23 protein-coding genes are annotated in these 26,890 nt (G+C 66.4%); 12 read left to right on the top strand and 11 right to left on the bottom strand.

The genetic code is table 11. The annotated features are described in order from the left end of the window. The first annotated feature begins 160 nt into the window (after nucleotides 1–160). From G6N67_RS19295 to G6N67_RS19260, 8 genes are all read left to right on the top strand, one after another. Nucleotides 161–796 carry a TetR/AcrR family transcriptional regulator gene (locus tag G6N67_RS19295; RefSeq protein WP_036434589.1) on the top strand — a complete coding sequence of 212 codons (636 nt, stop codon included), beginning with the start codon at nucleotides 161–163 and terminating at the stop codon, nucleotides 794–796. A gap of 30 nt (nucleotides 797–826) precedes the next feature. Further along, on the top strand, nucleotides 827–1,300 hold the full coding sequence (locus tag G6N67_RS19290) for a hypothetical protein (protein ID WP_131524572.1): 474 nt from the start codon (nucleotides 827–829) through the stop codon (nucleotides 1,298–1,300). Between the two features lie 542 nt (nucleotides 1,301–1,842). After that, nucleotides 1,843–2,577, top strand: a complete 735-nt coding sequence (locus tag G6N67_RS19285) for a TnsA-like heteromeric transposase endonuclease subunit (protein ID WP_230021721.1) — start codon at nucleotides 1,843–1,845, stop codon at nucleotides 2,575–2,577. After that, nucleotides 2,574–4,721: a TnsB C-terminal domain-containing protein gene (locus tag G6N67_RS19280; RefSeq protein ID WP_036429499.1), complete on the top strand. Its 2,148-nt coding sequence runs from the start codon at nucleotides 2,574–2,576 to the stop codon at nucleotides 4,719–4,721. The genes G6N67_RS19285 and G6N67_RS19280 overlap by 4 nt, the downstream gene beginning before the upstream one ends. Continuing rightward, nucleotides 4,721–5,845: an AAA family ATPase gene (locus G6N67_RS19275; protein ID WP_051578497.1), complete on the top strand. Its 1,125-nt coding sequence runs from the start codon at nucleotides 4,721–4,723 to the stop codon at nucleotides 5,843–5,845. The genes G6N67_RS19280 and G6N67_RS19275 overlap by 1 nt, the downstream gene beginning before the upstream one ends. A 4-nt stretch (nucleotides 5,846–5,849) precedes the next feature. Then, nucleotides 5,850–8,003 carry a TniQ family protein gene (locus G6N67_RS19270; RefSeq protein WP_081812425.1) on the top strand — a complete coding sequence of 718 codons (2,154 nt, stop codon included), beginning with the start codon at nucleotides 5,850–5,852 and terminating at the stop codon, nucleotides 8,001–8,003. A 71-nt stretch (nucleotides 8,004–8,074) separates the two neighbouring features. Further along, entirely contained in the window at nucleotides 8,075–8,446 is a 372-nt protein-coding gene (locus G6N67_RS39695; RefSeq protein ID WP_051578499.1) for a LysR family transcriptional regulator, read from the top strand. Nucleotides 8,447–9,201: 755 nt separating this feature from the next. After that, entirely contained in the window at nucleotides 9,202–10,422 is a 1,221-nt protein-coding gene (locus G6N67_RS19260) for a PucR family transcriptional regulator (protein WP_051578867.1), read from the top strand. A 67-nt stretch (nucleotides 10,423–10,489) separates the two neighbouring features. Here the strand turns inward: G6N67_RS19260 and G6N67_RS19255 are convergent, their stop codons facing one another. Genes G6N67_RS19255 through G6N67_RS19205 form a run of 11 tightly spaced genes read right to left on the bottom strand, consistent with a single transcriptional unit; the run spans nucleotide 10,490 to nucleotide 24,395 of the window. Further along, nucleotides 10,490–11,368, bottom strand: a complete 879-nt coding sequence (locus tag G6N67_RS19255; RefSeq protein ID WP_051578500.1) for an NAD(P)-dependent oxidoreductase — start codon at nucleotides 11,366–11,368, stop codon at nucleotides 10,490–10,492. A 28-nt stretch (nucleotides 11,369–11,396) separates the two neighbouring features. Further along, nucleotides 11,397–12,860 (bottom strand): aldehyde dehydrogenase family protein, encoded by a 1,464-nt coding sequence (locus tag G6N67_RS19250; protein ID WP_036429504.1) that lies wholly within the window; start codon nucleotides 12,858–12,860, stop codon nucleotides 11,397–11,399. Then, the gene (locus tag G6N67_RS19245) at nucleotides 12,857–13,978 is read right to left on the bottom strand and encodes a Zn-dependent alcohol dehydrogenase (RefSeq protein WP_036429506.1); all 1,122 of its coding nucleotides are present in this window, start codon (nucleotides 13,976–13,978) and stop codon (nucleotides 12,857–12,859) included. The genes G6N67_RS19250 and G6N67_RS19245 overlap by 4 nt, the downstream gene beginning before the upstream one ends. Then, nucleotides 13,975–16,359 (bottom strand): AMP-binding protein, encoded by a 2,385-nt coding sequence (locus G6N67_RS19240; protein ID WP_036429507.1) that lies wholly within the window; start codon nucleotides 16,357–16,359, stop codon nucleotides 13,975–13,977. The genes G6N67_RS19245 and G6N67_RS19240 overlap by 4 nt, the downstream gene beginning before the upstream one ends. Further along, the gene (locus G6N67_RS19235) at nucleotides 16,356–17,117 is read right to left on the bottom strand and encodes a gamma-glutamyl-gamma-aminobutyrate hydrolase family protein (RefSeq protein WP_036429509.1); all 762 of its coding nucleotides are present in this window, start codon (nucleotides 17,115–17,117) and stop codon (nucleotides 16,356–16,358) included. Before G6N67_RS19235 ends, G6N67_RS19240 begins: the two co-directional genes overlap by 4 nt. Then, nucleotides 17,114–18,466 carry a glutamine synthetase family protein gene (locus G6N67_RS19230; RefSeq protein WP_036429511.1) on the bottom strand — a complete coding sequence of 451 codons (1,353 nt, stop codon included), beginning with the start codon at nucleotides 18,464–18,466 and terminating at the stop codon, nucleotides 17,114–17,116. The genes G6N67_RS19235 and G6N67_RS19230 overlap by 4 nt, the downstream gene beginning before the upstream one ends. Then, the gene (locus G6N67_RS19225; RefSeq protein WP_051578501.1) at nucleotides 18,459–19,106 is read right to left on the bottom strand and encodes a hypothetical protein; all 648 of its coding nucleotides are present in this window, start codon (nucleotides 19,104–19,106) and stop codon (nucleotides 18,459–18,461) included. Before G6N67_RS19225 ends, G6N67_RS19230 begins: the two co-directional genes overlap by 8 nt. Nucleotides 19,107–19,150: 44 nt before the next feature. Further along, entirely contained in the window at nucleotides 19,151–20,575 is a 1,425-nt protein-coding gene (locus G6N67_RS19220) for an APC family permease (protein ID WP_036429512.1), read from the bottom strand. Beyond that, nucleotides 20,568–21,986 (bottom strand): flavin monoamine oxidase family protein, encoded by a 1,419-nt coding sequence (locus G6N67_RS19215; protein ID WP_063835096.1) that lies wholly within the window; start codon nucleotides 21,984–21,986, stop codon nucleotides 20,568–20,570. The genes G6N67_RS19220 and G6N67_RS19215 overlap by 8 nt, the downstream gene beginning before the upstream one ends. Continuing rightward, the gene (locus tag G6N67_RS19210) at nucleotides 21,983–22,885 is read right to left on the bottom strand and encodes an alpha/beta fold hydrolase (RefSeq protein ID WP_036429513.1); all 903 of its coding nucleotides are present in this window, start codon (nucleotides 22,883–22,885) and stop codon (nucleotides 21,983–21,985) included. The genes G6N67_RS19215 and G6N67_RS19210 overlap by 4 nt, the downstream gene beginning before the upstream one ends. After that, a complete protein-coding gene (locus tag G6N67_RS19205; RefSeq protein ID WP_036429514.1) occupies nucleotides 22,878–24,395 on the bottom strand; it encodes a flavin-containing monooxygenase in 1,518 nt (505 codons plus the stop codon). The genes G6N67_RS19210 and G6N67_RS19205 overlap by 8 nt, the downstream gene beginning before the upstream one ends. A 270-nt stretch (nucleotides 24,396–24,665) precedes the next feature. Between G6N67_RS19205 and G6N67_RS19200 the strand changes: the two genes are divergently transcribed. The 4 genes from G6N67_RS19200 (at nucleotide 24,666) to G6N67_RS19185 (ending at nucleotide 26,847) form a co-directional block, all read left to right on the top strand. Further along, a complete protein-coding gene (locus G6N67_RS19200) occupies nucleotides 24,666–25,361 on the top strand; it encodes a hypothetical protein (protein WP_036429515.1) in 696 nt (231 codons plus the stop codon). Further along, nucleotides 25,358–25,585, top strand: a complete 228-nt coding sequence (locus tag G6N67_RS19195) for an FAD-dependent oxidoreductase (RefSeq protein ID WP_036429516.1) — start codon at nucleotides 25,358–25,360, stop codon at nucleotides 25,583–25,585. Before G6N67_RS19200 ends, G6N67_RS19195 begins: the two co-directional genes overlap by 4 nt. A gap of 1 nt (nucleotide 25,586) precedes the next feature. After that, on the top strand, nucleotides 25,587–25,964 hold the full coding sequence (locus tag G6N67_RS19190) for a winged helix-turn-helix transcriptional regulator (RefSeq protein ID WP_036434602.1): 378 nt from the start codon (nucleotides 25,587–25,589) through the stop codon (nucleotides 25,962–25,964). Nucleotides 25,965–26,307: 343 nt separating this feature from the next. After that, entirely contained in the window at nucleotides 26,308–26,847 is a 540-nt protein-coding gene (locus G6N67_RS19185) for a DUF5994 family protein (RefSeq protein WP_051578502.1), read from the top strand. The last annotated feature ends 43 nt before the right edge of the window (nucleotides 26,848–26,890 follow it).

Below are 26,890 nucleotides of genomic sequence, written 5' to 3'. Positions count from 1 at the left end.
TCAGGATGGCCAGCCCCCCGGGACAGACCGCTGGCGCTCCCGCGTGAGGGTGGACTTGGTCCGACCCGCGGACCGGGCTGATCCGCCTTTGCTGCAGCCCGGTGGCGGATCGGTGGCGTCAGCAACCGGTGCGCGGCGGGCGGTGTGGCACAATGCGGTGATGGCCACTCCCGCGCCGCGCCGTCCGGGGCGGCGGGCGTCGCCGAGCGCAGCCGAGACCCGGGCACGGATCATTCGAGCAGCCCGTGAGGTGTTCAACGAACTCGGTTATGACGCGGCCACTTTTACCGTGGTCGCGGTGCGCTCCGATGTGACCAGGCCGGCTGTGAACCATCATTTCGGCGGCAAGTCGACGCTGTATCGGGCAGTCGTCGCCCAGACGACCACCGCGGTGATCGAGGCCGCGACCCAGGCCCGTGAGCAGTCCACGGTGACGGCGCGGCTGTCGACGTTCTTTGCTGCGGTCGTCGGCGCCGGGTCGTCCGACCGGTCCGGCGCGGCGTTCCTGGTGACCGCGGCGATCGAGTCGCGACGCCACCCCGAACTCGTCGATGCCGAGCACGACCCGGTGGCCGCCTGCCGGCGGTTCCTCTCCTGGGCGCTCACTGAGGCCTCCGACACCGGTGAGCTGTCCTCCGACACCGACACTGCCACTGTGGTCGAGATGCTGTTGGCCGCGCTGCTCGGGATGGCCTTGTCGGCCGGCCATATCGCTCCGCACCAGGATCCCGGCCACGTGGCCGACGCGTTCGAGCGGTTGCTGTCAGCTCAGAGTGGGCGGTCCGCCACACGGTGAGGACCGCATATCGTCGAACCATGTCTTTCGATGCCGCCGGCGGCCGCCAACCCGACTGGCCACCGCTGCGCAGTGGCCCGGATCGATGATCTGCTTCACGTTATGGTCGACGCCGGCAGCGACCATAACGATGGCCCAACTCTGGGGCGCGGCTCCGCCGGCCGTGCTCGCCGAACTGATCATCCTGGCTATACCGTCGACGGGACCGCGGCGGCCCCACACGGCGAACGGAAGTGCGCCGCCCAGTATCGGATCAAGCCCGGGCCGACCGCGCTCGTGGCCGACGCGGTCGACGAGAACGGCGCCTCCCGCATCCAGTTCATGCTGACAGGCGAGGCGTTCGGCAAACGAGTCGTGGGCCGCGACACCGATCCGGTGATCTGGATGCGACTGGTCGTGCTCGGCCTGAAGTACCGCGAGGCCTATGGTGTTGATGCGCGCGTCACCGATCCCGACCTTGAGATCACCGACCGCGGCGACGCCCACCCGACGCCGACAACCTGAACCTGCCCCTGCGCGGCACCGCAGCGTCTGATTCCGGCTCCACTTCCAACGAATGCATCACTGCACCAACCATTTTCGCGGCATCCAACGACACGAAGCCCTTTTCAATCGAACCGGCATGACCGTACGGCATGCCGCGGTGGTCCTCGACGCCGCCCCTCCGCAACAGATGGAGGTTGATCGAGGTGAGGTGTAGGTTGAGCAGGGTAAACACAGTGTTGGCATGTCTGGTCGCCCGGTGTCGGTGTGGCCAGTCCACAAGGTGGTGCGGCAAGTCTCCTTCGAGGTAAGCCGCGCGGTTGACAGCGAATGTGGGCCGGGCCCCACACTTTTCCTCACCTCTAGGATCCCGATCATGCATTGCGCGATGTTGTAGGTTCTCACGGAACGTGGCGGGATCTCACGGATGATGGCGGAGTGATGGCGGATCCGCCAAATTGGTGAGACACGCGGGTTGTTCAATCCGATGTCTGCGCCGACAGCCATGTCACGATCAGGTCACCAAAGCAGTCTGATCCGATTGCAGGGCCGAGGTGATCGCCATGGGCCGCAGTGGAGACAAGGCGTCGAGTGTCTCTGTCTCATACCGACGTGCAGACGACCTGAGTGAAGTGGCACGAGAGTGGACTGCGGCAGGGATCGACGAACTTGCCAATGCGGCGCCGTGGCGGACCTTTCGGTGGCACCGCGGACAGAAGCACTACTCGGGTACCTACTGGTCGAGCACCATCGGTAACCACGTCATCTACGAATCGCGACTTGAGTTGGCGCGCTTGCTATTTGCCGACTTTGATACGAGTGTGCAGAACATCGTCGCCCAACCATTTCTGCTACGAGCGTCGGTCGACCGCAAGCCACGCAAGCACGTCCCAGACTTTCTATTGGTCACGAATATCGGCCCTGTTGTCGTGGACGTGAAGCCAGCCCGTCGTCTGGCCGATCCCGAGGTGGCCTTCACGTTCGAGTGGACCCGCGAGCTGGTTGAGGCGAAAGGCTGGCGTTACGAGGTGGCGGCCGAGCCCATCGCTGCGGAACTGCAGAATGTCCGCTTCCTATCGGGATACCGGCGCGATTGGCTATTCCGGTCGGAGCTCCTGACACGAGTGCGGGGGAAGGATCTGGACGGCCTGGTACTCGCAGATGCGCTCAAGTGTCTGCCGGATGAACCGATCCAACACGTCAAATCGAGCCTGCTGCACCTCATTTGGCGCCAAGAGCTGCTGATAGATCTGAGCGCGCCGCTTAGCGGACGAACGGAACTGAGGAGACGGGCATGAGTTCAGCTGCGGTTCGAATCGGTGTGGGCACGCGACTTGTGCACGACGGGGAGCTGGTGGAGATCGTTGAGATCCACGCTGGCCGGACGGGCATGGACGTCGTGTTGAAATGTACATCGAAGCAAGCCCTCATCCGTGCCAGCTTCAACGAACTCCTCACGTCTGGCGCCACGCGAGTTATCCCCGAACGGGACGGGCCGTCAGGTGATGACGACTTCGAGCCGGCCGGGGTTGTTCTTGCTCAGCTGAGCGGCGCTGAGCGTAACGAGGTGATCGACCGAGCGGCGCACGTCCGTGAGGTGCTGACTGGGTTCCGTTCGGGTAGTAAGGAATTGGCGCTCCCCGGGGAGCCGCGGTCGGAGTACCGAGGCGATGTCCCGCTGTCGAGACGTTACGCGAGCAAAGCGCGTGAGCTTGGTGCTGGGGTGCGCTCGATCGAGCGTTGGGTGCAGCAATTCCAGAAGAGCGGTGAGGCGGGACTTGCGCCGACGCACGATCGCGCGGGTGCTGGCCCGGGTGCGAACGTCGACTCTCGGTGGACAGAGATGGCAGTTGAGGTGATGGTCGAGCACGCAGACCAATCCCGGCCGTCGCAAACGATGGTCATCAAGCGAACCAACGCGCGGATTGTCGCTCGTTTTGGCGAAGGGGTCGTTGAAGTCCCTTCGCGTGCAACAGCATTTCGTGTTCTTGCCGAGCTAGAAAAGCGGTACCCGACCTTCCGGTTGAGTACGAAACGCAACCGCGACATCGCGGACCGTCCAGACGGGTTGTACGGGAAGCTCCGCCCGACCAGGCCCGGCGAGTACATGCTGATGGACACCACGCGCCTGGACGTCTTTGCGATGGATCCGATTACGTTGCGGTGGGTGCAGGCGGAGTTGACGATCGGTATGGACTGGTATACCCGCTGCGTCACCGGGATTCGGTTGACACCGGTGTCGACGAAGTCAGTGGATGCGGCCGCAGTCCTGTATCAGTCTTATCGGCCACGGCCAGCCGGCAAGAACTGGCCGACGCATGCGGTGTGGCCCGAACATGGTGTGCCGAGGTCCGTTCTGGTTGACGTGCAGGCAGTTGACGGCACGTTCGTCGGCGCAGCGGGCCCGGCGATCGTGCCCGAGACCGTGGTGATCGATCACGGCAAGATTTACGTGTCTGAGCATATGACGAGTGTCTGTCAGCGGCTCGGGATTTCGATCCAGCCGGCCCGACTACGGACAGGCCGAGACAAAGGGCCAGTGGAGAGATTCTTTCGCACGATTCGCGAAGACCTGCTCCAAATCCTCCCCGGATACAAGGGTCCAGATATTCACTCGCGAGGGCTCGACCCGGAGTCGGAGGCGTTCTTCTATCTTGACGAGTTGGAAGCGATCATCCGCGAGTGGGTGGCAGTGGAGTATCACCGCCGACCGCATGACAGTCTCGTCGATCCGCATGTGCCAGGGCTACGTATGTCCCCGGCACAGATGTTTGAACACGGCATTGCTCGCGCCGGCTACATCGAGGCGCCACGTGATCCCGATTTGGCGTACGAGTTCCTGAAAGCCGAGTTCCGCAAGGTGCAGCACTACGGGGTGGATTTGGGTGGTCGCCGGTACAACGGCATGTCATTGAGCCCTTACCGCAATGTGGCCAGCCCGTATAAGGGAAAAGCCAAGGGGGGCTGGCCTATTCACTACGACCCCGATGACGTCACCCGCGCCTACTTCCGCGATCCGGAGACCCGCAAGTGGCACACGTTGATGTGGGAGCACGCACCGTCGATGGAGATGCCGCTGAGCCAGGATGCGCTGCAATTCGCACGTAAGCTAGCCGCTTCAAAGTACACCTACCCCGATGATCGACTTGCGGTCACCGATCTGTTGGAGCGGTGGAACCTCGGGTTGGGCTCCACGCTGGCGGAACGGCGGATGGCGCTGCGGCTGTCCCGCGAAGACACACTGATCGACCAGAGTGCTGTGCTGAACGACGTTGGCACCCTGCCGTCAGTAGCCCGCGTGATGGCGACAGCCGATCCTCCCGCCGATGAGGAACCGGACACGCCCGATGTACCCGATCCGGAGACCGGTGATGACGACGCCGAGGACGAACTCGACGACTATGTCAGCGACTTCTACGCCGACGCGCTGGAGGACGCGTGATGGCCACGAAGAATCACGCGCAGCAGCAGACCGAAGCCCGGCTGGACAATCTCACGTTGGCCCGAAAGGAGGGCTGGCAGCGATTCGTAAACACCGCCGCTCGTATCCCACCGGAGCCACTGACCCGCACCCGGCTTGAGGCGCTGGGCGAAGCGGCCTTCGACGACTACAACCGGCAGCGCCGCGAGTGGCACGCCAATCTTGGCCCGATCAAAACGCCGCAGCTTGCCGCGCTGCATGAGGACCTGTGGGACATCGTCGACAGCAACGCCCAGGACGGCGACAAAGCCAAAGGCGCGGTGGCGATCGATGCCTTTCCTGGACTCGGGAAGACCACTTCGGTGCTGGATTTCGCCAAGAAGTTCCATCGTCGCGAAATCAACGAGCAGGGAACCGAAACCAATGCGGGCCACGAGCGTTGGCCGGTGTGCCGAGTGGGGTTGACCGGCAATACTGGGATGGTCGAATTCAATAAGGCGATGCTCGGCTTTTACGCCCATCCGGGAGTCACACGGGGCAAGGCAGCTGACTACGCCTATCGAGCATTGGACAACGTCCTGAGCTGCGAGACCAAGTTGCTCATAATCGATGATCTGCACTTTCTCCGCTGGCGCAACACAGTCGGGGTGGAGATCAGCAACCATTTCAAATACATCGCCAACGAGTTTCCCGTCACCCTGATCTTCGTCGGCGTCGGTCTGGCAGCTCGCGGCCTGTTCTCCGAAGGCCATTTCTACGAAGACGCCGTAATCGCTCAAACCGGTAGGCGGACAACAAACCTCGACATGAGGCCGTTCACCATCGAAGGGGACGAAGGTCGCCGCCAGTGGCGCCAACTCCTGCTCGCCCTGGAACAGCGGATCGTGCTGGCCGACCACCATCCCGGCATGCTCGTCGACGAGCTTTCGGACTACCTGTTTGCGCGTAGCACCGGGCATATCGGATCGCTCATGACGTTGATCAATCGGGGCTGTCAACGCGCCGTTCGGACCGGGGCTGAAGTCCTTTCCCGCGAATTGATGGATCGCGTCAAGAACGATGCGGCGTCGGAGAAAGCCCGTCAGGAACTGGAGATCGCATTTCAGGCGCGGCGGTTGACGACTCGAATCGGTAAGGCAGGGTAACCGTTTGCGTACCTTGCCGATCCGCGTCAACCCGATTGATGGTGAAGCCCTCGATTCCTGGCTCGAAGCGCTTGCGCATCGCACGCACACGGCATTCGGCGACCTTCTTCAGGCGGTCGGCCTCGCTACACACCCGCAGACAACCGCAGCATGGTGGATGGTAGGGCTGAGTTCCACCGAGATCGAGACGGTCAGCGCAGTGACGGGCGTTTCATCGGCCACGCTCAATCGCATGACGCTGCACCGCTACGCCGATGATGCCGTGCATATCGATCGACGGTTGTATGTCGCAGAACGGTACCTGCCGTGGAGCACACCGACCGGATCGGGTTTTTGCCCGGCGTGCTTAGAAGAGACCGGTGGGAGATGGAACCTCGATTGGCGGCTGGGCTGGACATTCGTTTGCATCAAGCATCATTGCTTGCTCGCGCATGCCTGCCCAGAATGCGGCGGTGTGCAGCGTGGGCGGGCACATATCAAAGAGACCATCCCCCAACCAGGACGTTGCTCCAACCCGGCAACGTCAGCGCTCGGTCGCTCGCCCAAACGGTGCGGGGCCGACCTCTCACACGCGAGGGTCTCCATCTTCAGAATCGAACACCCCGTGATAGAGGCGCAACGAACCATCAATGCCATTATCGCCACGGCGACACCAGGATTCGGTCTCTACAACGCGCACACCCAGCCACGGGCCAGCGTCCTCGCAGACATTCGGGCCGTCGCCGGACGCGTGTTGGCTTATGCCACACCACGCGATCTCGAAGCCGTCATCCCCGCTGACCTGCTCGCCGTCTACCGTGGCCCGATCCGCCGGCCTTCCTCCCCACGCGGACCCAGCCGCGACCCGAGACAGGCGGTGCCGACGCCCGCTGCAAGTGCGGCGGTCGGCGTGGTCGCCGCGCTGAACGTGCTTGATCACGTGAGTGTCGCCGACGCCGGGGAGGCGCTGCGCTGGTTGGTGCAATCCTCGCGCGACCAGGGATTGTCTGTGACAGCAACGAACATTGGTTGGGGAAAGGGCATCTCCGCCGCACTCGTCGGAGCCCAACTCGCCGCGCTGGGACCTCTACTCAACCCCAGCGACCAACTGCGTTACCGCATCGGCACACCGATGCCGACGCATCCCGCGCCCTCCGACGTACACAGCAACATCCTGGCCAAACGACTGCCGCCCATGCTGTGGCCGGCCTGGTCGTTGCGATTCTCGATTCCGAAATGCCATCAACGCCAACTACGGCCCACGCTGGCCGTTGCGCTTCTACTCGTCCACAGCAGGCTCAGTCTGGACGACTCGGCGCGAATAGTCGACAGCCCCATCAACGGCCAGGCGATATCGCGCGTGCTCCAGCTCCTCGAAGACCGCGAGCACTGGCCCAACATTCGAGCCGGAATCATCCGAATGGCCGAATACCTGGCCACCGAAAACGTACCCATCGACTACCATCTGCGCCGACGCCTCAACTACAGCCAGCTACTACCGGACATGACGTGGGCACAGATCTGTCGCGACACCGGCACCCCTGGCGCGGGGACCGCTCGGGCCAAGATCGCCCGCAGTTACCTTTTCGAACAACTCAGCGGACTGCCCTCAGCGGCGGCACCGTGGGGTGCCGATGACAGCGCATTCCGCACCAGGGTTGCCAACTTTCCGCAGCACCTCACCCCAGCACTGTCAGCTGCGCTCTACGAGCATGCGCAGGAATTCCTATCCCACATGGATATTACGGGCGAACCGCCGGTGTGGTCTCCACCGGCCAACGTCTTTGATGGCCTTCTCCTACCTGGACCTAGTCCCGACGACCTGGATGCCGCTGAACTACGCAATCTGGTGAACGGCGAACAGATGACGCTGGGCACTGCTGCCAAACTCGTTGGCACCAGCCTCGACACGGCGCGACACGTCCTACAGGTAGCAGCCGTCGCCAGTTCGTCCGCGACGGGCGTCGACCACGCCGCGCCGACTCGCGCATCCGCATATTGCACCGCGCGGGCCGCGCTCCCCCGCTCCCGCCTCATCGAGCTCTATCACGATCAGCGAATGTCCTTGTACGACATAGCCGTCGACATCGGAGTCAGCCGTCAGACGATCACCCGCCTCGCCCACGACTATGAGGTGTCCCTCTGCGGCAACCCTGCCGGCACACCAGAAACCCGGTAGACCGCGACTGGCTCTACGAGCAGTACGTCACCGGACGCCGCGCTCTCCCAGACCTCGCACGTGAGGCCGGGATGAGCACCAGCAGCATGGCCCGCTGGGCAAAGACGCACGCTATCCCCTTGCGCGGGCGAGGTGGACCGAGCCACAGCGCAAGCCTCGCCGCCCAGCGCGATGTCCCTAGCGCCCTGGAACACGACTCCACGCTCGTCGGAACCCGCACATGGCAGCGTCTGCAGCTATTCGCGTGTGCTGCGCGTTACCGGACACTTACCGTTGCCGCGCAAGAACTTGGCGTCCGCCCGATCAGCCTCATCAACCGAATCAAGTACCTAGAAAGCGAACTCGGTGTGCAACTGCTCGTTCGTCCAGAGAATGGATGCGCAATGCAGCTCACCGACGATGGAATCCAGGTGCTGAGATCCCTCAGGCAGACGTCCGACTAACGTTCGCGGCCGAATCCCCGACTTAACACCGAGTCGGTGTACTCCGGCGACGATCCGACGCCAGGGCCATCCTTGATCATGCCTACAAACTTCGGGGGCCAGGTCCGTCGCGGCGTAGCTTGAGCTGCGCGGGACAGCCGACATGCGTCCGCGAGTAGAGTATCCACTTGGTCGTCGGGCATGCTGTCGATCGGGCGGAGCAGCCCATCGCGACTTGCGGTCATTGTTTCAATCTAAGTCGTACTGACATTGAATGGCCGCACACACCACGCGCGGCCGCGACTAACCAGCCGACAACTCCTCAGAGGTGCGCCGGGCGACGGGTGCGTGCCGAGCTTCGGGTTGCGGTGCGCGAGCGAAATGTGCTGTCAACGTCGGTTGAAAATTGACCCGACACGGGGTTAGTTTTCAGGCGACGCCGACAAACCGCGATGCCGTTGAGGTGAGACCACGCACAAACATCCAGGTCAGAGGTGCGGGACGGTGCAGCCGAAATTGAGAACCTATCCACGAGCCGAACCGCCTCCTCGGACGACGCCAGGTCCCGTATCCAAGGTGTCGGGTAGCAGTCACCATGGGCTATTAACACCGTCGTGCTCGTGGTGATCGCGTTGGCGACGGTCGCTCAATTCCGCAGTCGGCCTGGGCGCACCGAACTCTTTAGGTGCGAAAGTCAACAACGCTGACGTCCGGCGCGATTCATGACGACCGCCGGGCTTGGGGCGACTGTGTCCGTGCGGCGCTACAGTGCGAGCGTGGATGCACGATGGCCGCGACCTGATCAGCGAACCGCGGCGCTGATCAGGGACGTCGCTGCACGTCTGCTGGCGTCGACGAATGAGGCGGTCAATTCCGTGATCGCCGCCGCCCACCAGGGTGCCGCCTATCGTGCGTTGCTTGAGGATCCTCAGCTTGCGGCGGCTGACCGTCACATGAGCAAGGCGTACCTGTTGCATTGGCTGTCGGCCAATTTGCAGGACCCGGGGGCAGCGGTCGCGCCCTGTGTCGAACCCGAGGTCCTGCAGTTTGCGCGTGACCTGGTGCGCCGGGGAATGGACATGCACGATCTCGGTTCGTGGCGGGGCGCTCAGCACGGCGCGTGGGACCTGTGGGTGGATGCGTGCTTCGCGGCGACGACAGATGTCGAGGAGCTCCGGGATCTCATGAAGGTGTCCGAGCGGTCGATGGCGACGTTCATCGACGATTCGATGACGGCACTGGATGAGTACGTCGAGCAGGAGCGTGCGGACCTCGCCCGGGGCGCCAGCGCGGAGCGGCATGCCACCGTGCAACTGCTGCTCGAGGGGGCGCCGATCGCTCGCGCACGTGCAGAATCCCGCCTCGGGTACGCGCTGACGGGCAGCCACCTCAGCGTGATCATCTGGAGCGACTCCGCCGACGCGGCCGAGGGACTGGACTCCGCCGCAGAAGCGGTGATGCGGGTGTGCGGAGTGCAGCGCCGGCTCACCCTGAATGCGAGTGCCACCGCGCTGTGGGTGTGGTTCCCGGCGGATGGTGTCCCGTCGGTCGAGGCGGTTGAGGCTGCCCTATCTGTCTGCCCAGGGATCCGCGTGGCCCTCGGGCGAACCGGGCGCGATCTCGATGGATTTCGCCGCAGTCATCTGGACGCCGCGGCCGCGCAGCGGATGCTCGCCCGGCTGGGATCGGCGCGGCCCGTCGTGCGGTATGAGGACGTCGCTCTGGTGTCAGTGCTCACCGCGGACATGGCGCAGGCCGATCAGTTCGTGAACGACACACTCGGCGATCTTGCTACTGCTGACCCCGTATTGCGGGAGACGGTCCTGACTTACGTGCGTGAGCGGTTCAATGGCTCCGCCGCAGCGGAGCGGCTGTTCACGCACCGCAACACCGTCGAGCGGCGGCTGGCTCGGGCCGATCAGCTCCTTCCGGTGCCGCTCGCCGAGAACGCTGCGAGTGTGGTGGCGGCGTTGATGCTTGTGCAGCTGCGCGACTGAGGTCTGGCGATGCCGCCGGACCTCAGTCGCAGCCAGTGCTCGCGGCGAGGTATCTGTGCAGGCTTGCTCACAAGGTGGCGATGATCTTCGTCTGTGCGGCGAAGCCGAGGTCGCCCAGTCCGGCGTCGACTGCGGCGTTCAGATTCTCGATAGCGGCGGCGAACACCCGGGGTGTCAGTCCGAGTTCCGTCATCACATCAATGGCACCGTCGAGGGCTTGGGCATAGGTGGCGATGGTTGCTTGATCGGTGGTGAAATCGCCGCCGGCTATGGCGGACGCGACCCGAGCGGTCTCACTCTGGACGGTCACGAACGTGGCAGGCGTGAGTGCTTCGAGAACGGCCTGATCGACCCCCTGTCCGCGCATGTAGGTCGTTGCTTCCACAAAGGCGCTGACGGCCGGGACCAGGAACATGCCCACCAGTCCCACGTTCAGAACACTGGCGATCTTGATGTCAGGGGATACCCATACGGACATGGGGGTCAGCAGTTGCAGGCTCTCGCTGTGGTCGGCCCACGCGCCGTCGGATCCGGAATAGAGGATCGCCGCGGCCTCGGTGCCGATCTGTTCGGGGTACCCGAGAATGGACCCGTCCAGATATCTGGCGCCGCGCTCGCCGGCCCAGGCCCCGAAGGCTTCGACGTCTGCGGGGGCGGCGCTGCCCACGTTGACGAGGGTCGTGCCCGTCAGGTCGGACGCCGGCCCGAGGGCGGCGAGCGCGTTGTCGTACGTGGCCAGGCAGACGACGACGAGCGGCGCGGAGCGGACGGCCTCACCGATTTCCTGAATGGGCGTTATCGCGTTGTCTGCCAAGGCTTCTGCCTTCTGGTGCGTGCGGTTCCAGACGGCGACGGATTTGCCGCCGCGGGCGAGCGCCTGCGCGAGTGCTGATCCCATCAAGCCGCAGCCCAGCACTGCGACGTCGTGTGAGGTGGTCAAGGCCATGGTTTTCTCCGGTGTTGGTTGGTGTGCGTTACAGCGGCAGGTCGGGTGAGTCGACCCCGACGACGCGCTCGCCGCAAAACACCCGCACCGATTCCGCGGGCCCGTGTCCGCCGATGCCGGACCGGCCCCAGAAGCTTTGGGCGGAACCGTCGCCGAGGTCGGCGAGTTTGGCGCCGTTGACCCGCACTTCACCGGACTTGATCCGGGCCCCGACGGCGATGGCGCGGTCGGTGTCGGTTCCGAAGACGTAGGCGTCCAGGCCCGACGGGTGCGCGTTGGCGGCGTGCAGGGCCTCCTCGTCCGAACCGACGCCGTGCAGTGAGATAACCGGGCCGAACAGCTCGGCGGTCGTGCGGTCGGGGTCGGAGCCGGTGGCGATGGTCGGCGACAGAAAGTAGCCCGCGAGGCCGGGGAGCTCGCCCGGCTGGTCGATCTCGGCGCCGAGCCCGCGCAGGTCGTCGATCCGCTGGAGCAGGGTCCGGTAATGCGGCTCGTTCGAGATCGGTCCGATGTCGGTGCCCTCGTCGAGTGAATGCCCGATCCGCAATCGCGTGATGCGCTCGATCAGCGCTTGCCGCAGGGGCTGCACCAGCCGGTGCGGTGCCAGGACCTTTCCGGGGCCCTCACACCACTGCCCGTTCAGCGTCGTCATGCCGGCGAGGATGCCGTCGGCAGTGACGTCGAGATCGGCGTCGTCGAGCACCAGTACGGGGTTGTTGCCCCCGAGCTCGAGCTGCAGAACCTTGAAATCCTCAGCCGCCGCGCGGGCGATGGCCCGGCCCGCGCCCGGTCCGCCGGTGAAGGAGACAACCTGCACCCGGCGGTCGGCCGTGAGTGCAGCGCCGATGCCGCCGGTGCCGTGCACGAGTTGGAGTGCACCGTCGGGTAAGCCGGCGTCGACGAAGCATTCGGCGATCACCTGGGCGCTGGCCGGCGCGTGCTCGGACGGCTTGAGCAGCACCGGGCAGCCTGCGGCGATCGCGCTGGCGATCTTCGCCGCGGGGATGAAGCTGGGACCGTTCCACGGGGTGAGGATGGCGGCAGGTCCCCACGGCACCCGGTGCAAACGCACGTCGCGGCCGCCGGCGGCCAGCGCGGTGACACGGGGGATTCTGCGGGCCTCGGCCGCCGCGGCGCGGATCCGGGGCGGGAGGAAGGCAGCGAGCTTGCGGGTTGAGGTGATCGCGGTGCCGCTGGTGATCGCGTCGGTGCGGGCGATTTCCTCGAGCCGGTCTTCGACCTTGGTCGCGGCGCGCTCGAGTGCGTCGGCGCGTTCGAGCCGGAATTCTTCTGAGGTGAAGTCCGCGGCGTCGTACGCACGCTGAGCGTGCTGGAGTGCCCGCTCCAGGTCGGTGGTCGTGGTGGTCATCATGCGGTGCACCGGCTCGCCCGTGTTCGGGTCGATGTTCCACGCGTCGAGTGCGTCGCAGTCGACCCATTCGCCGGCGATGTAACTGCGGGGCTGGGCGAGTGCCGTGATCGTGGTCGTCATCGGGTCATCTCCGCGGTCTTGGAACGGTTGGGCATGGCGACGACGATGCGGGTCACGTCACCGGATTTCATCGCCTCGAAGCCTTCGTTCATCTGCTCGAAGTCGATGACTTCGGTGACCATTTCGTCGAGGAGCAGTCGACCTTGTTGATAGAGCCGGGCGAATTGGGTGATGTCCTCCCGCGCCTGTCCGGAACCCATGTAGGAGCCGATGAGGCGCTTCTCGCTGAAGAAGAAGTCGGACGCGGGCAGCGCGAGTTGCGTGCCGTCGGGGGCGATGCCCACGAGGCAGGCGGTGCCGGTCGGGCGCGTGACGGCAAGTGCGGTGGCAGCGGTCCGGGCGGAGCCGACGGCCTCGAAGGCATAGTCGACGCCGTCGCCGAGCAGCTCGCGTACCGTCGCGGGGACGTCCTCGGCGGCGTTCACCGTGTGGGTGGCGCCGTAGCGACGTGCGGCTTTCAGCCGGGCCTCGTCGAGGTCGATGGCGACGATTGCCGATGCGCCGGCGAGCCGCGCGCCCTGGATGATCGCCGAGCCGACACCGCCGCAGCCGATTACCGCCGCCGTGGACCCGGGCCGCACCTGTGCGCCGCGGAACACCGCGCCGACACCGGTCACGACACAGCAGGACAGCAGGCAGCCCACCCGGGTGGGCACGTCGTCGGGCAGTTTCACCGCGGCGTTCGCACGCAGCAGGATGTGCTCGGAGAACGCACCGATATCGCCCAGGCGAGCCAGCGGGGTGCCGTCGGGCAGGGCGTACGCGGGGCGGGTGCGACGACGGATCTCGTCTTGGCGCTGGCACTGTGTGGAGCGGCCGGCGTTGCAGTTGGCGCACTGGCCGCATGACGGGGTGAGGACCCCGGTCACCAGATCCCCGGGGCATAGGCCGGTGACGGCCGAGCCGACGGATTCGACGATGCCCGCCACCTCGTGCCCGACCACCACCGGCAGCTCGGTGTCGACGGTACCGGTCATGTAATGCAGGTCGCTGTGGCACAGCCCGACGTGCGTGACGGCGATCCGGACCTCGTGCTGCTCGGGATCGTCGACGACGATGTCGGTCAGGTGCAGCGGCTCACCCACTGTCGTGAGTACGGCCGCGCGGGTGGTGATCATCGTTGTCCTCCAGAGGTTTTGGAGCTCCAGAACCCGGCGATGCCGGCGCTGAACGCCCCGCTGTTCCACGATTCGTCGGCGGCGGCGTCCTCGAGCGCGAAGGCGTGTTCGATCTCCTTGAGCGGCGGACGCAGCAGCGCCAGGTGCAGAGCGGTGTTGTTGACGCCTTCCGGCGTCCAGGCCAGGACGGTGCTGACGGCTCGGTCCAGCAAATCGGATTGGTCGACGATCTCGTCGAGCAGTCCGATGCGCAGCGCCTCGTTGGCGTCGATGCGTTCGGAGCCCAGCACCATCCGCATCGCGTGATTGCGCACGATCCGCGGGAGCAGCACGCTCGAGGCGTTGGAGATCGTGAGGCCGCGTCCATTCTCCGGTTGGAAATAGGTGGTCGCCGGCGTGCCGAGGCGGGCATCGCAGCACATCGTGATCTCCGAGGCGCCGCCGACGGCGATGCCGTTGATCGCCGCGACCACGGGTACCCGGGTCTGCAGGATCGCTCGGGTGATGTCGTGGAAGGTCTCGAAGGTGTCGCGCATCTCGTCGAAGGTGGTCGGCGGTGCGGCGAGGTCCTCGCCGGCGCTGAACGCGCGCCCCGTGCCCGTGAGCACGATGCCGCGGGCCCGCTCACCGGTGCCGTACTCGCGGATGAGCGCGGCCAACCGCCGCCGCATCTCGATGGTCAGCGCGTTGAGTTTCGCCGGGCGCCGCAGAGTGATGACGGCGACGTCGCGGACCATGTCGACGACCACGTGCTCAGCCGCACCCGTCTGGGCCGGGACCGGTTCGCGCAGGTCGAAGACGGTGCCGGGGGATTCGGCGGCCCGCGCCTTCAGTGCGGGCTTGGACACCCGCTCGGACGGTGTGCGGGGGAAGTCGGCGACGAATTCGATGTACCGCGGCACTTTGAACCGCGCGAGCTGCCCCGAGACCCTTTCGGCGATCGCCTCGGCCGTCGCCCGGTCGGCCGGCAGGCCGGCCGCGAGTTGCAGGAATGCTTTGACTTCCTCGCCGAGTATCTCGTCGGGTTCGGCCACCACTGCGGACGCGACCACGGCGTCGTCGCGTTCGAGTGCGGCCTCCACCTCCGCGGCGGCGACGTTCTCGCCGCCGCGGCGCACCATGTCCTTGATGCGGCCCACCAGGCGGATGTCGCCGCGGTCGTCGGCGACGGCCAGGTCGCCGGTGTGCAGCCGCCCGCCGTGCAGGGCCCGCGCTGTCTCGTCGGGCCGGTTCCAGTAGCCCAGCATCATCGGTGCGCCGGACACGATGAGCTCGCCGGGCGTGCCGGCGGGAACGTCGGCGCCGTCGGCGTCCACGATCCGGATTTGCTTGGTGGGCATGGGATGCCCGAGAGTTCCGCTGCCCACGGCCGCGGTGTCGGCGAGCGGGCTGATCATGTCGATGCCGCTCTCGGTCATTCCGTAGAGCTCACGCCAGGGCGCGCCCCAGCGTTCCTCGAGCTGGGCGTGCAGCGCCACCGGGATGGCTGAGCAGAACACGGCGCGCAGCCGGTTGTCCCGGTCGTCAGGGCCGGGCGGCTGCTTGAACAGCAGCGTCGGCATCGACCCGAGCACGTAGCAGAACGTCACACCGTGCCGGCGCACGTCTGTCATGAAGCCCGATGCCGAGAACCGCGGCAGCACCACCAGTGCAGCACCGGTGGTGAGGGCGAGCACCGTGTTCCACTGCGGGTCCATGTAGGAGAAGGGCTGGGCGGTGAGCAGCACGTCGTCGGGGCCGAGTCCGGCGGCCGCGGCGCAGGTCCACGCGATTCTGGTCCAGTAATCGTGGGTCAGCATGCACGCCTTCGGGAACCCGGTGGTGCCCGAGGTGTACTGCAGGTTGGCGAGGGTGTCGGGACCGATCACGACCTCGGGGGCGGTCGCGGGGAACCCTGCATCGCTGTCGGCGATATCGATGATCGTCACGTCGGCGAGGCCGGGAACTGCGGCGATCACCTCACGTACCAGGGGGCTGTGATCAGCGTCGGTGACGATCACACGGGCGCCCGAATCCTGCAGCACGAACTGCAGATCGGCCGCGCGGTACGCCGAGTTGACGGGCACCGCGACGGCGCCCGCTTTGAGCACCGCCAGCCATGTCAGCGGCCAGCCCGCGACGTTGGGCAGCATGATCGCGACCCGGTCGCCTGGGGCCACGCCCGCCGTCGCGATCAGTCGGTGCGCGAGCCGCGACGACGACGCGTCAGCCTGCGCATAGGTCCACGACTGCTCGCCGAAACGCAGCAGCTCGGCGTCCGGTGTGCGGGCGGCGCCGTCGGCGAGCAGGCCGGTGACGGTGCGCACCCGCGGCACGGCCCCGATCTCGTCGGCGGCGACGGCGGGTCGCCCCGGTGCCCTATGTGTGGTGTCGATGGTCATTTGGCGGCCTCCAGCTGTTTTCTCGATTCGTCGACGAGCCAGGTCAATGCCGGGTCGTCGCGTTCCATCCACTCGGGGTGCCACTGCACCCCGAGGATCGGCGCATCGGGCGCCTCTACCGCCTCGACCACCCCGTCAGAGGTGCGGCCGGTAACGATGAGCCCCGTGGCGCACTGGTCAACGGCCTGGTGGTGCCACGAGTTGGTGACTGCGCTGTCGCCGAAGATCCGCGCGGCCGTCGACCCAGGCTCGAACACCACCACATGGGCGGCGTCCCCGTCGGTGGGCGCGGCCCGCGGCGACAGGTGCGGTATCGGCCCGGGCGGCAGATCCGCGACGAGGGTCCCGCCGAGCGCGGTGTTGAGGACCTGCAGGCCGCGGCACACGCTCAGCAACGGGATACCGTGATCAATCGCGGTGCGGGTCAGGGTGAATTCGTACTCATCGCGTTCGGTGTCATGCGCGTTCGGATTAAGCCGGGGGTCGACGTCGCGGACCACGGTGGTGTCGCCGCCCCACCGTGCCGGATGCACGTCCTGCCCGCCGGTCACCACCACCCCGGACAGCCACTGGCAAGCGTCGGCCGGATCGGCGTCGTAGGGCAGGTGCACGGGCACGCCGCCGGCCCTCGCGATGCGCGTCGCGAACGCGGACATGAAGGAGTCCATGGACTCGCCTCCGTACCGTTCGTCCATCCCGGCGATCAGCCCCAGCTGGAATCGGCGGCCCGTGATCCCGATCAGCGGTTTGCGACTCATGTGAACTCGAAGTAGCGATGGGACTCCCACGCGGAGAGTTCGGTATACGGGTCGCCGCCCTTGGTGTGGAACTGCATCCACTCCCACCGGCGCGACGCCACCCAGAATTCGACGAACTCGTCACCCAGGTATTCGCGCAGCAGCGGGTCGGCGTCGAGAGCTGCGATGGCCTTCGTCATCGTGTCGGGGATCCGCGCGACCCCGGTGTCGTCGGGCAGGGACCACGCCATGTCATCGCACGGCGGCGGGGCCGTCAGCCCGCGCTCGAGCCCGGCGAGGACCCCGGCAAGGACGCCGGCCAGCGCGTAGTACGGATTGACATCCGAACCCGGCACCCGATACTCCAGGCGCGAATACTTGGGATGGCCGACGATCGCCCGCAACGCCGCGGTCTTGTTGTTGACGCCCCAGCTCATGGTGGTCGGTGGCCCCGAGATGTCGACGAGGCGCCGGTACGAGGTGATCTGCGGCATCGCCAGCAACGCGTTGCCGGCCATGGTGGCCATCAGCCCGCCGATGGCCTGCAGCATGACCTCGGACGGCCCGTCGGGGCAGAAGAACTGGTTCACGCCGTCCCGCTGCAGCGACAGGTTGACGTGCGCGCCCTGCCCGAATCCGGCGGTCGGTTTCGCCATGAAGGTGACCGATCGGCCCTGTTCGTACGCGACCTCGCGCATGACCTGCTTGGTTCGTACCCAGGCGTCGGCGAGCGCCACCGGGTCGGCGGGTGCGATGTTCAACTCGGTCTGACCGGGAGCGGCCTCGTCGGTCCACGCCTCCCAGGTGATGCCGAGCGAGTCGAGCCGGTCGGTGACGGCCTCCATGTAGTCGATCCAGTCCTTGGACCGCGCGAGGTTGTAGGCGGACCCGGTGTCCCCACCGAGCGGGGTGAGGTCGCGGTAGCCGCGTGCCCGCGCTTCCTGGATGGATTCCTCGAACAGGGTCGTCTCGATTTCCACCGCCACGGTGGCGCTGTATCCGAGTGCGCTGAGCCGGTCGGCGAGGCGGCGCACCATGTTGCGCGGACAGATTGGTAGTGGCCGGCCGTCCCTCATCCAGAAGTCACCGATCACGGAGTCCATCCCGGGCTTCCACTCCACGAGCGTGCTCATGTCCGGGACCAGCGCGATGTCGTACAGGTTGCCGCGCCAGTCGGGGAAGGCGTCGCCGAAAACGAAGTCGGTGCCCATGTCGATCGCGAAGAGGATGTCGGCGAAGGCGAACCCCGAATCCTTGCCGGACGCGAACTTCGCAGGAGTGACGTTCTTACCCATGAAGCTGCCGTCGTGATTGGTGGCCTCCACCCGGATCGCCTTGGTGGCCATTCTGGGCAGGGTGAGCTCAGACATCGAATCGAACCTTCCACGAGGCGGCCGTCATGACCGAGAGCTGTGAGAGCGTGCCCTGAACCCGCAGGCCGCGGTCCAGAGCGGAGAGGAGATAGTCGGAACCGGTGAACACACCGGTCAGCACGTCGGGCGTGGCGACCATGCGGTAGCAGGTGGGGCCGGCGCCGAACCGGGCCTCTTCCGGGCCGCCGGGGCCATCGGCCACCGCCACGAGGACGTCCGGGATGCCGCGGATGCCGCGGGTCAGGTCCCAGAATCGGGTGGCCGCCTCCTGCCACGACGGCAGCGGGGGTCGCAGGGCGGTCGACAGCCTGTCGGCCAGGTCGGCGTCGCCTTCGGTGCTGACGGTCGCCAGGCGCGCGTCGAGATCGACGACCACCGTGGCATCGGTCGGTGCGAACACGCCACCGGTCACCGTCACGGCACCGTCGGAGAATGTCACGGTCGCGGCCTGCGGGGTGTCGTGGGAGCGGACCGCTACCGTCCCGGCGCCGTGTCCGAGCACGTCGGGGGCGTGTCCGGTGCGGACGGCGTCACGCAGGGTCCGGCCGAGCAGTCGGACGATGGGCGTGGCATCGTGGGCGATCTCGACACGGATTGTTGTCGTGACCGGAGCCGGGGGGATCGTGGTGGCGTCCAATGGTCCGTCCTTTCTTCGTTGGGGGTCTGCTTCGGGGATCGAGGTCATTCGAGGGTGCGGTAGACATCGGGGCGACGCCGGCGCAGCATGACTGCCCAGGCGAGGCCGGCGGAGAACGCGGCGGTGATCACCGCGAGGAAGACATTCGCCCAGGTGCGCGAGCCGATGAGGAGCTCGAAGTTGCTGATGACGAGCACGAGGATGGTGCCGAGGGCGGCGAGTGCGAGGGCAGGGGCGACGGTGCCCGTCCAGGTACTGGCGGTGCGGACCCGGCGGAAGTGCACGACGATCGCCGCGGAGGTCAGGGCCAGCAGAACGATCAGCCCGAGGGTTCCGGCGCCGCCGAACCAGGCATAGATCTGGACGACGGGGTCGAGCCCCAGGATCGCCGTGACCGCGACCAGCGTCGCGATGACTCCTGAGGTCAGCAGCGAGGCCACGTGCGGCGACCGGTGCACGGGATGCACCGCGCCGAGCGGAACCGGGAGCGCGCCCTGGCGGCCGAGGGCGAACAGGTAGCGGGAAACCACGTTGTGCGCGGTGAGCACACACGCGAAGAAGCTCGAGACCAGCAGCACTTGCACGGCGTCGTGGGCTAGCTGCGACACATAGCGGGTCGCGAGCCCGGCTGCCAGCCCTTCGGGATCGTTCGCCGCGGCCTCGACGGTGCGCGTGACGCCGATGCCGTTGATCATCGCCCAGGACGAGACGGTGTAGATGGCGGCGATGACGACGACGGCGGTGTACGTCGCGCGCGGGATCGTGCGGTCGGGATCCTTGGCCTCGGACCGGAAGACCGCGGTGGCCTCGAAACCGACGAAGCCGAAGACGGCGAACATGATCCCGGTGCCGGTGGCGCCGCTGGTGAACGCGTCCCAGGTCAGCGGGTGCGCCGACAGCCCGTCAGCTCCGCCGCGCAGCACGATGGCGACATCAACCAGCGCGACGATCCCGATCTCCGCGATGAGCAGCACGCCCAGTACGCGCGCGCTGACCTCGACGTTGCGGTATCCCAGGTAGCCGATCGCCGCGAGCCCGGCGGCTGCGAGTATCCACCACGGCACCGCGACTCCGGCGAACGTGTGGATCACGTTCCGCGCGGCGGCACCGAGGTAAGCCGCGACGGACACGATGAGCAGCGAGTAGGTGACCAGGGCCAGCGCGGCGGCGCCGAGGCCGGCCGCGGTGCCGAGGCCGCGCTGCACATAGGAGTAGAAGGCGCCGGCGTTGCGGACCTCGGGGGTCATCGCCGAGTAGCCGACGGTGAACAGCACCAGCACGACGCCGACGATCACGAAGTCGACGGGCGTCCCGATGCCGTTGCCGGAGCCGAGCATCAGCGGGATCAGCCCCGCGAACACCGTCAGCGGCGCGGCGAACGCCACGACCATGAACACGATGTGGGCGACGCCGAGGGTCCGGTTCAGGCCGGTGGCGGCCTCCGGCGCCTGTGTGTGCTGTTCAGTCATGACTACCCCGCCACTCTGTCGGCACCGGGAGGTGCTTGAGCACCTCGGCGGCGGCGCGCTCGGCGGCGCTGACAGCGCCGTCGAAGTAGCCCTGGTTGACGGTCGCGGTCTCGGTGCCGGCCCAGTGGATTCGGCCTACGGGTCGCCGGTCGGCGTCGGTATACTGGGTCAGCGACCCTGGCGCGCGGGAGCCGACACAGCCATTGATCCACGGTTCGTGTGCCCAGTCTTTTTCCAGGAACGCGATCGGCTTGGCCGCTTGCGGGCCGAACAGTGTGGTCAGGTCGGCAAGGACGGCGTCGCGCCGGGCGTCAGGGTTGTCGAGCAGTTGATCGGGCCAGCTCTGCAGACACCCCGATCCTGCGGTGCCCATGAAGGTGAGCAGGATGCCGACGCTGGCGTCCGGCGGCGAGTTGTCGATGACGAAGTTGGCGACCGGCAGATCGCTGACTGCTTGCCCGTTGAGGCCCTGCTCCCGCCAGAACGGCCTGTCGTAAACGGCGAAGAGCTTGCTTTCCGAACCACTGCTCCAGCGGCGCTGCAGCATGCTCCGGCGGGTCGGAAGGTCCGGTGTGAAGTTGATGCGGGAGGCATCGGCGGGTGACATGGCGACAATCACCCGGTCAGCGTGGACATCGATGCGCGCGGACCGAACCGTGACGCCGTCACTGTTCTGGCTGATCTCAGTCACGGGCGACTCAAGCACCACGGCGGCCCCGAGGTCGTCGGCCATGCGCTGAGCGATGCGGAACGTCCCGCCGACGACCCGCGACTCCTGCGCGCCGCCGGTGACGTTCACCATGTGTTCGAAGCCGCCGGCGCCCTTGATCCGCGCCAACTGCACCAGCAGCGACGTCCAGTGCAAATCTTCGGCGTTCGTCACCGCCAGGCCGAGAGTGAGGATGAACTTGGCGTCCTCGGTCAGCGCGTTGGCGTCGAGCCAGTGCCCGATGGTGGTGCTGTCCCATTTGCGCGCGTGCCGGGCCGTCCACGGCGCCTCGAGCGGTACCGTTTTCGCCATGCGGTCCAGCCGCATCTGCAGCTGGGCGAAGTCGGCGAGAATCAGCGGATTGACCGGCGGGATGAGGCCGTCATATCGCTTGGACTTGCCGTTGCGGTGATAGATCGTCTTGCCGTCGACGTAGGTTTTGAACGTGTCGATCCCGAGTTCGTCGATCAGGGCGAAGATCCGGTCCTGGCCGGGGCCGATCCATTGGCCGCCGCCTTCGGTGATGACGCCGTGGCCGACGTCGAGGTTCATGGTGCGCCCGCCGACGCGGTCCCCGGCCTCCAGGACGAGCACTGATCGCCCGGCCTGAGTCAGCCTGCGTGCCGCGGTCAAGCCCGATACGCCGGCGCCGATGATGGCGACGTCGACGGTGTGTTGTGCGGTCAGATTCTGTTCGGTCATATCAGTGCCCTTTCGAGATGGTCGATGACGTGGTGGGCGATGCGCGGGGCGAGTGAATCGGGCAGGTGGTGGCCCATGCCGGGGATGACGATGTGCCGCGCGTGCCGGATCGCGGCCGCGGTGGCCGCGCCGCCCGACGGTGCGACGATGAGATCGCGGTCGCCGTTGATCACCAGCGTCGGCGCGGTGATCGTGGCCAGTTCCGCTGTCCGGTCACCGGAGGCCTGGATGGCCTGGATCTGCCGGGCCATCCCGGAGGCGCCGTCGCCGGCGGTGCGGTTCCAGGTTTCGACGGCATGCGCGGCCTCCTCGGCCTCATCGATGGGGTAACCGGTTCCGGCGAGGTGTGCAGTCATCCGCAGGTGCGCGCGGACCGCCTGCAGCCGGTTCCGCGGAGGGGGGCTCACCAGCAGGGCTTTTGTCGACGCGGCGGGCTGCCCCACCGTCGGATCACCGGTGGTCGAGTACAGCGAGGTCAGCGTGGCGGTGAGGGCGGGGTGCCGGGCCGCGACCGTCTGCGCGATCATGCCGCCCATCGACCTGCCGACCACATGGGTCGGGCCCACGGCCAGGTGCTCGATCAGTTGCGCGGCGTCGGTCGCCATGTCGGCCAGCGTGTAGGCGTCGCGCCGCGGCCGGGAAAGCAGTTGCCGAAGGGTGTTCGGCGGCGGCGTCGTGGCGAAGGTCGAGCGGCCCGAGTCGCGGTTGTCCATGCGGATCACCAGGAATCCGGATTCGGCCAGGGCGGAGACGAACCGCGGCGACCATGTCGTGAGGTCCTCCCCGAGTCCGGCGAGCAGCAGGGCCGGTGTTCCCCCGGCTGGGCCGTCGGTGCGGAAGCAGACCCGCGTGCCGCCCGGGAGCGTCACGAACCGGTCTGCGGATTTCGGCTCAGGCATGGATCGCCTCATTCGCCGGTGCCGGCGAGCGGTGCGGTTCGTCGGCACGGGACGAGAAGTGCAGGGCCTCGTCGAGCAGCGGACCGCGGAGGATCTTGGCGTCCTGCTGGTACGACATGGACATCTGGAACAGGCCCGTGCCCTGCTTCGGAATGATGTCCTTCGCGCGCTGGGCGTAGCCGGAACTCAGGTCAACGATCGGCCGGCGCTCCATGGCCGGGTCGGCCTCGACGCGGACGCTGTCGTAGCCGAAGGCGTCCATGTGTGCCACGAGTGCGCAGAAGTATCGGCACAGGATGCTGATCTTCAGCGTCCACGGGGATGTCGTGTAGCCGATCGCGATCGCGAGGTTCGGGATTCCCGACAGGAGGGTTCCGCGGTAAGCCACGGTGTCCGGTAGGTGCACCGGATCGCCATCGACGTCGAGTTCGATGCCGCCGAGCAGGCGCATGTTCAGGCCGGTCGCGGTGACGATCACGTCGGCGTCCAGGTGCTCGCCCGATTCGAGCGCGATGCCGGTCTCCGTGAACCGCTCGATCTTATCGGTGACGATCGAAGCGCTGCCGTCACTGAGCGCCTCGAAGAAGTCGCCGTCGGGGCACAGGCACAGGCGCTGATCCCACGGGTCGTAGGGCGGGTTGAAGTGGGTGTCCACGTCGAATCCTTGCGGCAGGGATTCGATGTTCACGCGCCGGATGGCCGCGCGTGCCAACTTCGGGAATCCGCGCATGGCCTTGACGATGCCTCGTTCGATCCAGATGTTGGCGAACCGGGTCAGCGCGTAGCCGCGCTTCTCACCGAACCACTTGGTGAACATCAGCGCTGCGGAATCGACCTTCGCCCAGGGGATAACGTACGTCGGAGTGCGCTGCAGCATGGTGACGTGCGCCGCAGCACCTGCGTGGTTCAGCATCGACGGGATCAGCGTGACCGCGGTGGCACCGCTGCCGATGACCACGACCTTCTTGCCGCTGTAGTCGTAGTCCTCGGGCCAGTGCTGCGGGTGCAGGATGTCGCCCCGGAAGTCCTCGCGGCCCTCGAACTGCGGGGTGTAGCCCTCGTCGTAGCGGTAGTAGCCGGTGCCGGCGAAGATCCAGTTCGCGCTGATCCGCCGGTCGCCGTCTGGGGTAGTGACGTCGAGAGTCCAGCGGGCGTCCTCACTCGACCACGAGGCGCGCTGCACGCTGTGCTCGAACCGCACCAGCCGGTTCAGGTCGAACTCGTCAAGCGTCTCCTGGAGGTAGTTGACGATCTTCGGGGCCTCCGCGATGGCGTCCGGGTCGGTCCAGGGCTTGAACTCGTAGCCGAAGGTGTGCAGGCCGTTGTCGGAACGGATGCCGGGGTACTTGAACAGGTCCCAGGTGCCGCCGATGTTCGCGCGACCCTCGAGGATCACCACCCGCTTGCCTGGGAACGCCTCGGTGATGTACTTCGCGGCGCCGATACCGGAGATGCCGGCGCCGATGACGACGATGTCGTACTCGTCGACGGTGAGTGTCGATGCGTTCATGGGCTGGGCCTTTCGCTCGATTCCGCTTTAGGTGATGCCACCGTGCCCGGTGCCGCCGCCTGATCACTACGCCGCGGTGCCCATACCTTCGCGACGGTGCGGTGCACAGTGCACCGCGGCCGCCGAACAGGGGCAGATCGCACGATCTGGTGGTGCACTGTGCCGCGCCCATGGCGCCACGAAGGTGCATGTCGGCGTAGCGGCGGCGGCAGTCGCCTCGACACGCTGGGGACCGTACGAGATCACGGTCACACCCAAGGAGGCGCTGCCATGCGCGACATGTTCTTCGCCGCGGCGGACGTCTGGATGATCGCCATCGGATTCATCTGTGGCGCGAAATTCATTCGGCGCCATCACAATTACCTGATCGGCCTCGAATGGATCATCATGGCTGTGTCCGGGTCGAACTTCCTGCTGTACGGTCTGCTCAAGGGCGGCCAGGATTCTCCGATGTTCCACATTGCGTTCTTCCTCGACGCGTTCTCGCGGTCCATCGGCTTCACGCTGATCCTGGTGATGGGCCTGCTGATGCTCACCAACGGCTACAGGCCGTCACTGCGTGTCGAGGTCGGGGCGTTCGCCCTGGCCGCGGTGTTCGGATTCTTCCTCTCCGAGTTCGCCGTCCAGATCGGCACTCCCGGCAAGGTGTTCTTCCTGTTGACGGCGCTCGCGACCTCAAGTTTCCTGTGCTACTTCGTATTTCGCCTGTGGAACATCGGCGAGCGCGCACACGCCGCCTGGATCGGTGCCGCGACGGCCCTCAACGTCGTCGTCGCCGCGATCTACGACTTCTGGCACATCCCGGGCGACGACGCCAACCACACGCTCTTCTACACCCTGGCCCTGTCCACCTGGGGCCTGACGATGCTCGTCATCTACTGCGCCTACACCGCGTTCGACGCTCGTACTGGTGCTGCCGCACAACGCCTTTCAGCCACCAGCATCCATGGAGCCGGAGCCGCATGAACAGCACCGCGACCACCGACTACACCAGCTTCACCGGCTGGATCGACCCGCCGACCGACATCCCTCCGCCGCTGACGGAGAATCTCACCTGCTCGGTCGCGGTCATCGGCGGTGGACTGGCCGGCCTGTCGACCGCACGGCGGCTGGCTGGGCGCGGCGTCGACACGGTCCTGCTCGAATCGGGGTGCTGCGGATACGGCCCCTTCGATACCGCGGTGCGCTGAGGTGTTCGTTGCCGAGCGTCATGTCCGTTCGAGGCCGGTCCGCGATGTCTGCGCGTTGCAAGCTGTGTTGGCGATTATCAGCAACAAGTGGGTGCCCGCAGTGTTCGAACACCTCTCCGGTGCAACGGAACTCAGTTACGGAGACCTGTATCGGCGCATCAACGGCGCTTCGCGCAAAATGCTGTCCGCGACACTGCGCAATCTCGTGCGCGACGGTTTGGTACAGCGCTCGCCGAGAACAGGGCCTCCGCCGCAACGTGTGTACTACCGCCTGACCAATCTGGGCCGGTCCCTAGTTGACAGCCTCGACGGACTCCACGCATGGGCCGACAGCCACGTACATGTCATCGAAGCGGCGCGACAACCGCGAGCGGATTAGCCAGGCCAGGACGCAAATGACCAATTGGGCCACTGAATCGACATGTGCGTACGCGGTAACCCAACAAGCGGTCGCCAAGACCGGACGTGGTTGAATCAGCGGCTCAATGCTTGCCGCTTCTTGTCGCAAGCCAGGCTCATGTCTCACCGTGACCAATCGACATCTGGTGAGTTTGACTAGCTCTATCGCGAGTGGCATGGAAATCGTATGTTCGGGGCTTGCGCCTAGGAAATGCAGCACCTCGTGAGACAAACCCCGGTGCAGTTCACGTGAGACCATCCGATATTCGCACGTCAGAGCTGCGGCCAAATGCAGTCAAATTTGAGAACCTACAGATGTCGTCATGACCGGGTTGGTCGCGGCGCGGCGTTCGGCGCGGCCGGTACGGGTGGCGCTGGCACAGCAGTTGGGCGCCGATGTCGACGGGGGTTGGTGGCCGTTTTCTGAATCGCTGGCCGGTGAACTCGTCGATCTCGTCGCCGTGCTGCAACAGCAGCTGGGCGACATTGTCGACATCTGGTTGAACTGGTCTGACACCGACGAGCAACTCGATCTCGACGGCATGGCCGTCGGCAGCAAGTGGCCGATCGGCGCCCACCGCAGACGCCCCCCACGCCTGATCAGGATCGCCGGGCGTAACAACGGCGCCACCCTGCTGGTGGTGCCACCGAGAACGTCACCGGCGCTGGGCGCCTTGGTGATGCGGTGCGCGGCCTCGATGCCGGTCGACGACGCCGTCCGGCGCACCCCGGTGTTCGAGACGGCCGAGCGCGTGTTGGATGCCGCCCTGCTGGAATCGGCCCGATGGCTTCCCGGCCACGCGCCGCTGGGCGCTCGTCGACATGGCCACGCCTCCACGCAGCCGCCGCCCGACACCGCCTGACGCCAATCGAAATGCGGGACGGCACCATGCATGCCCACTGGAT

It is taken from the genome of Mycolicibacterium mageritense (assembly GCF_010727475.1).
In the GTDB taxonomy this organism is placed as follows: Bacteria; Actinomycetota; Actinomycetes; order Mycobacteriales; family Mycobacteriaceae; genus Mycobacterium; species Mycobacterium mageritense.
Note: the sequence above shows the minus strand (reverse complement) of the source record. Positions and strands in the feature narration are given on the sequence as shown.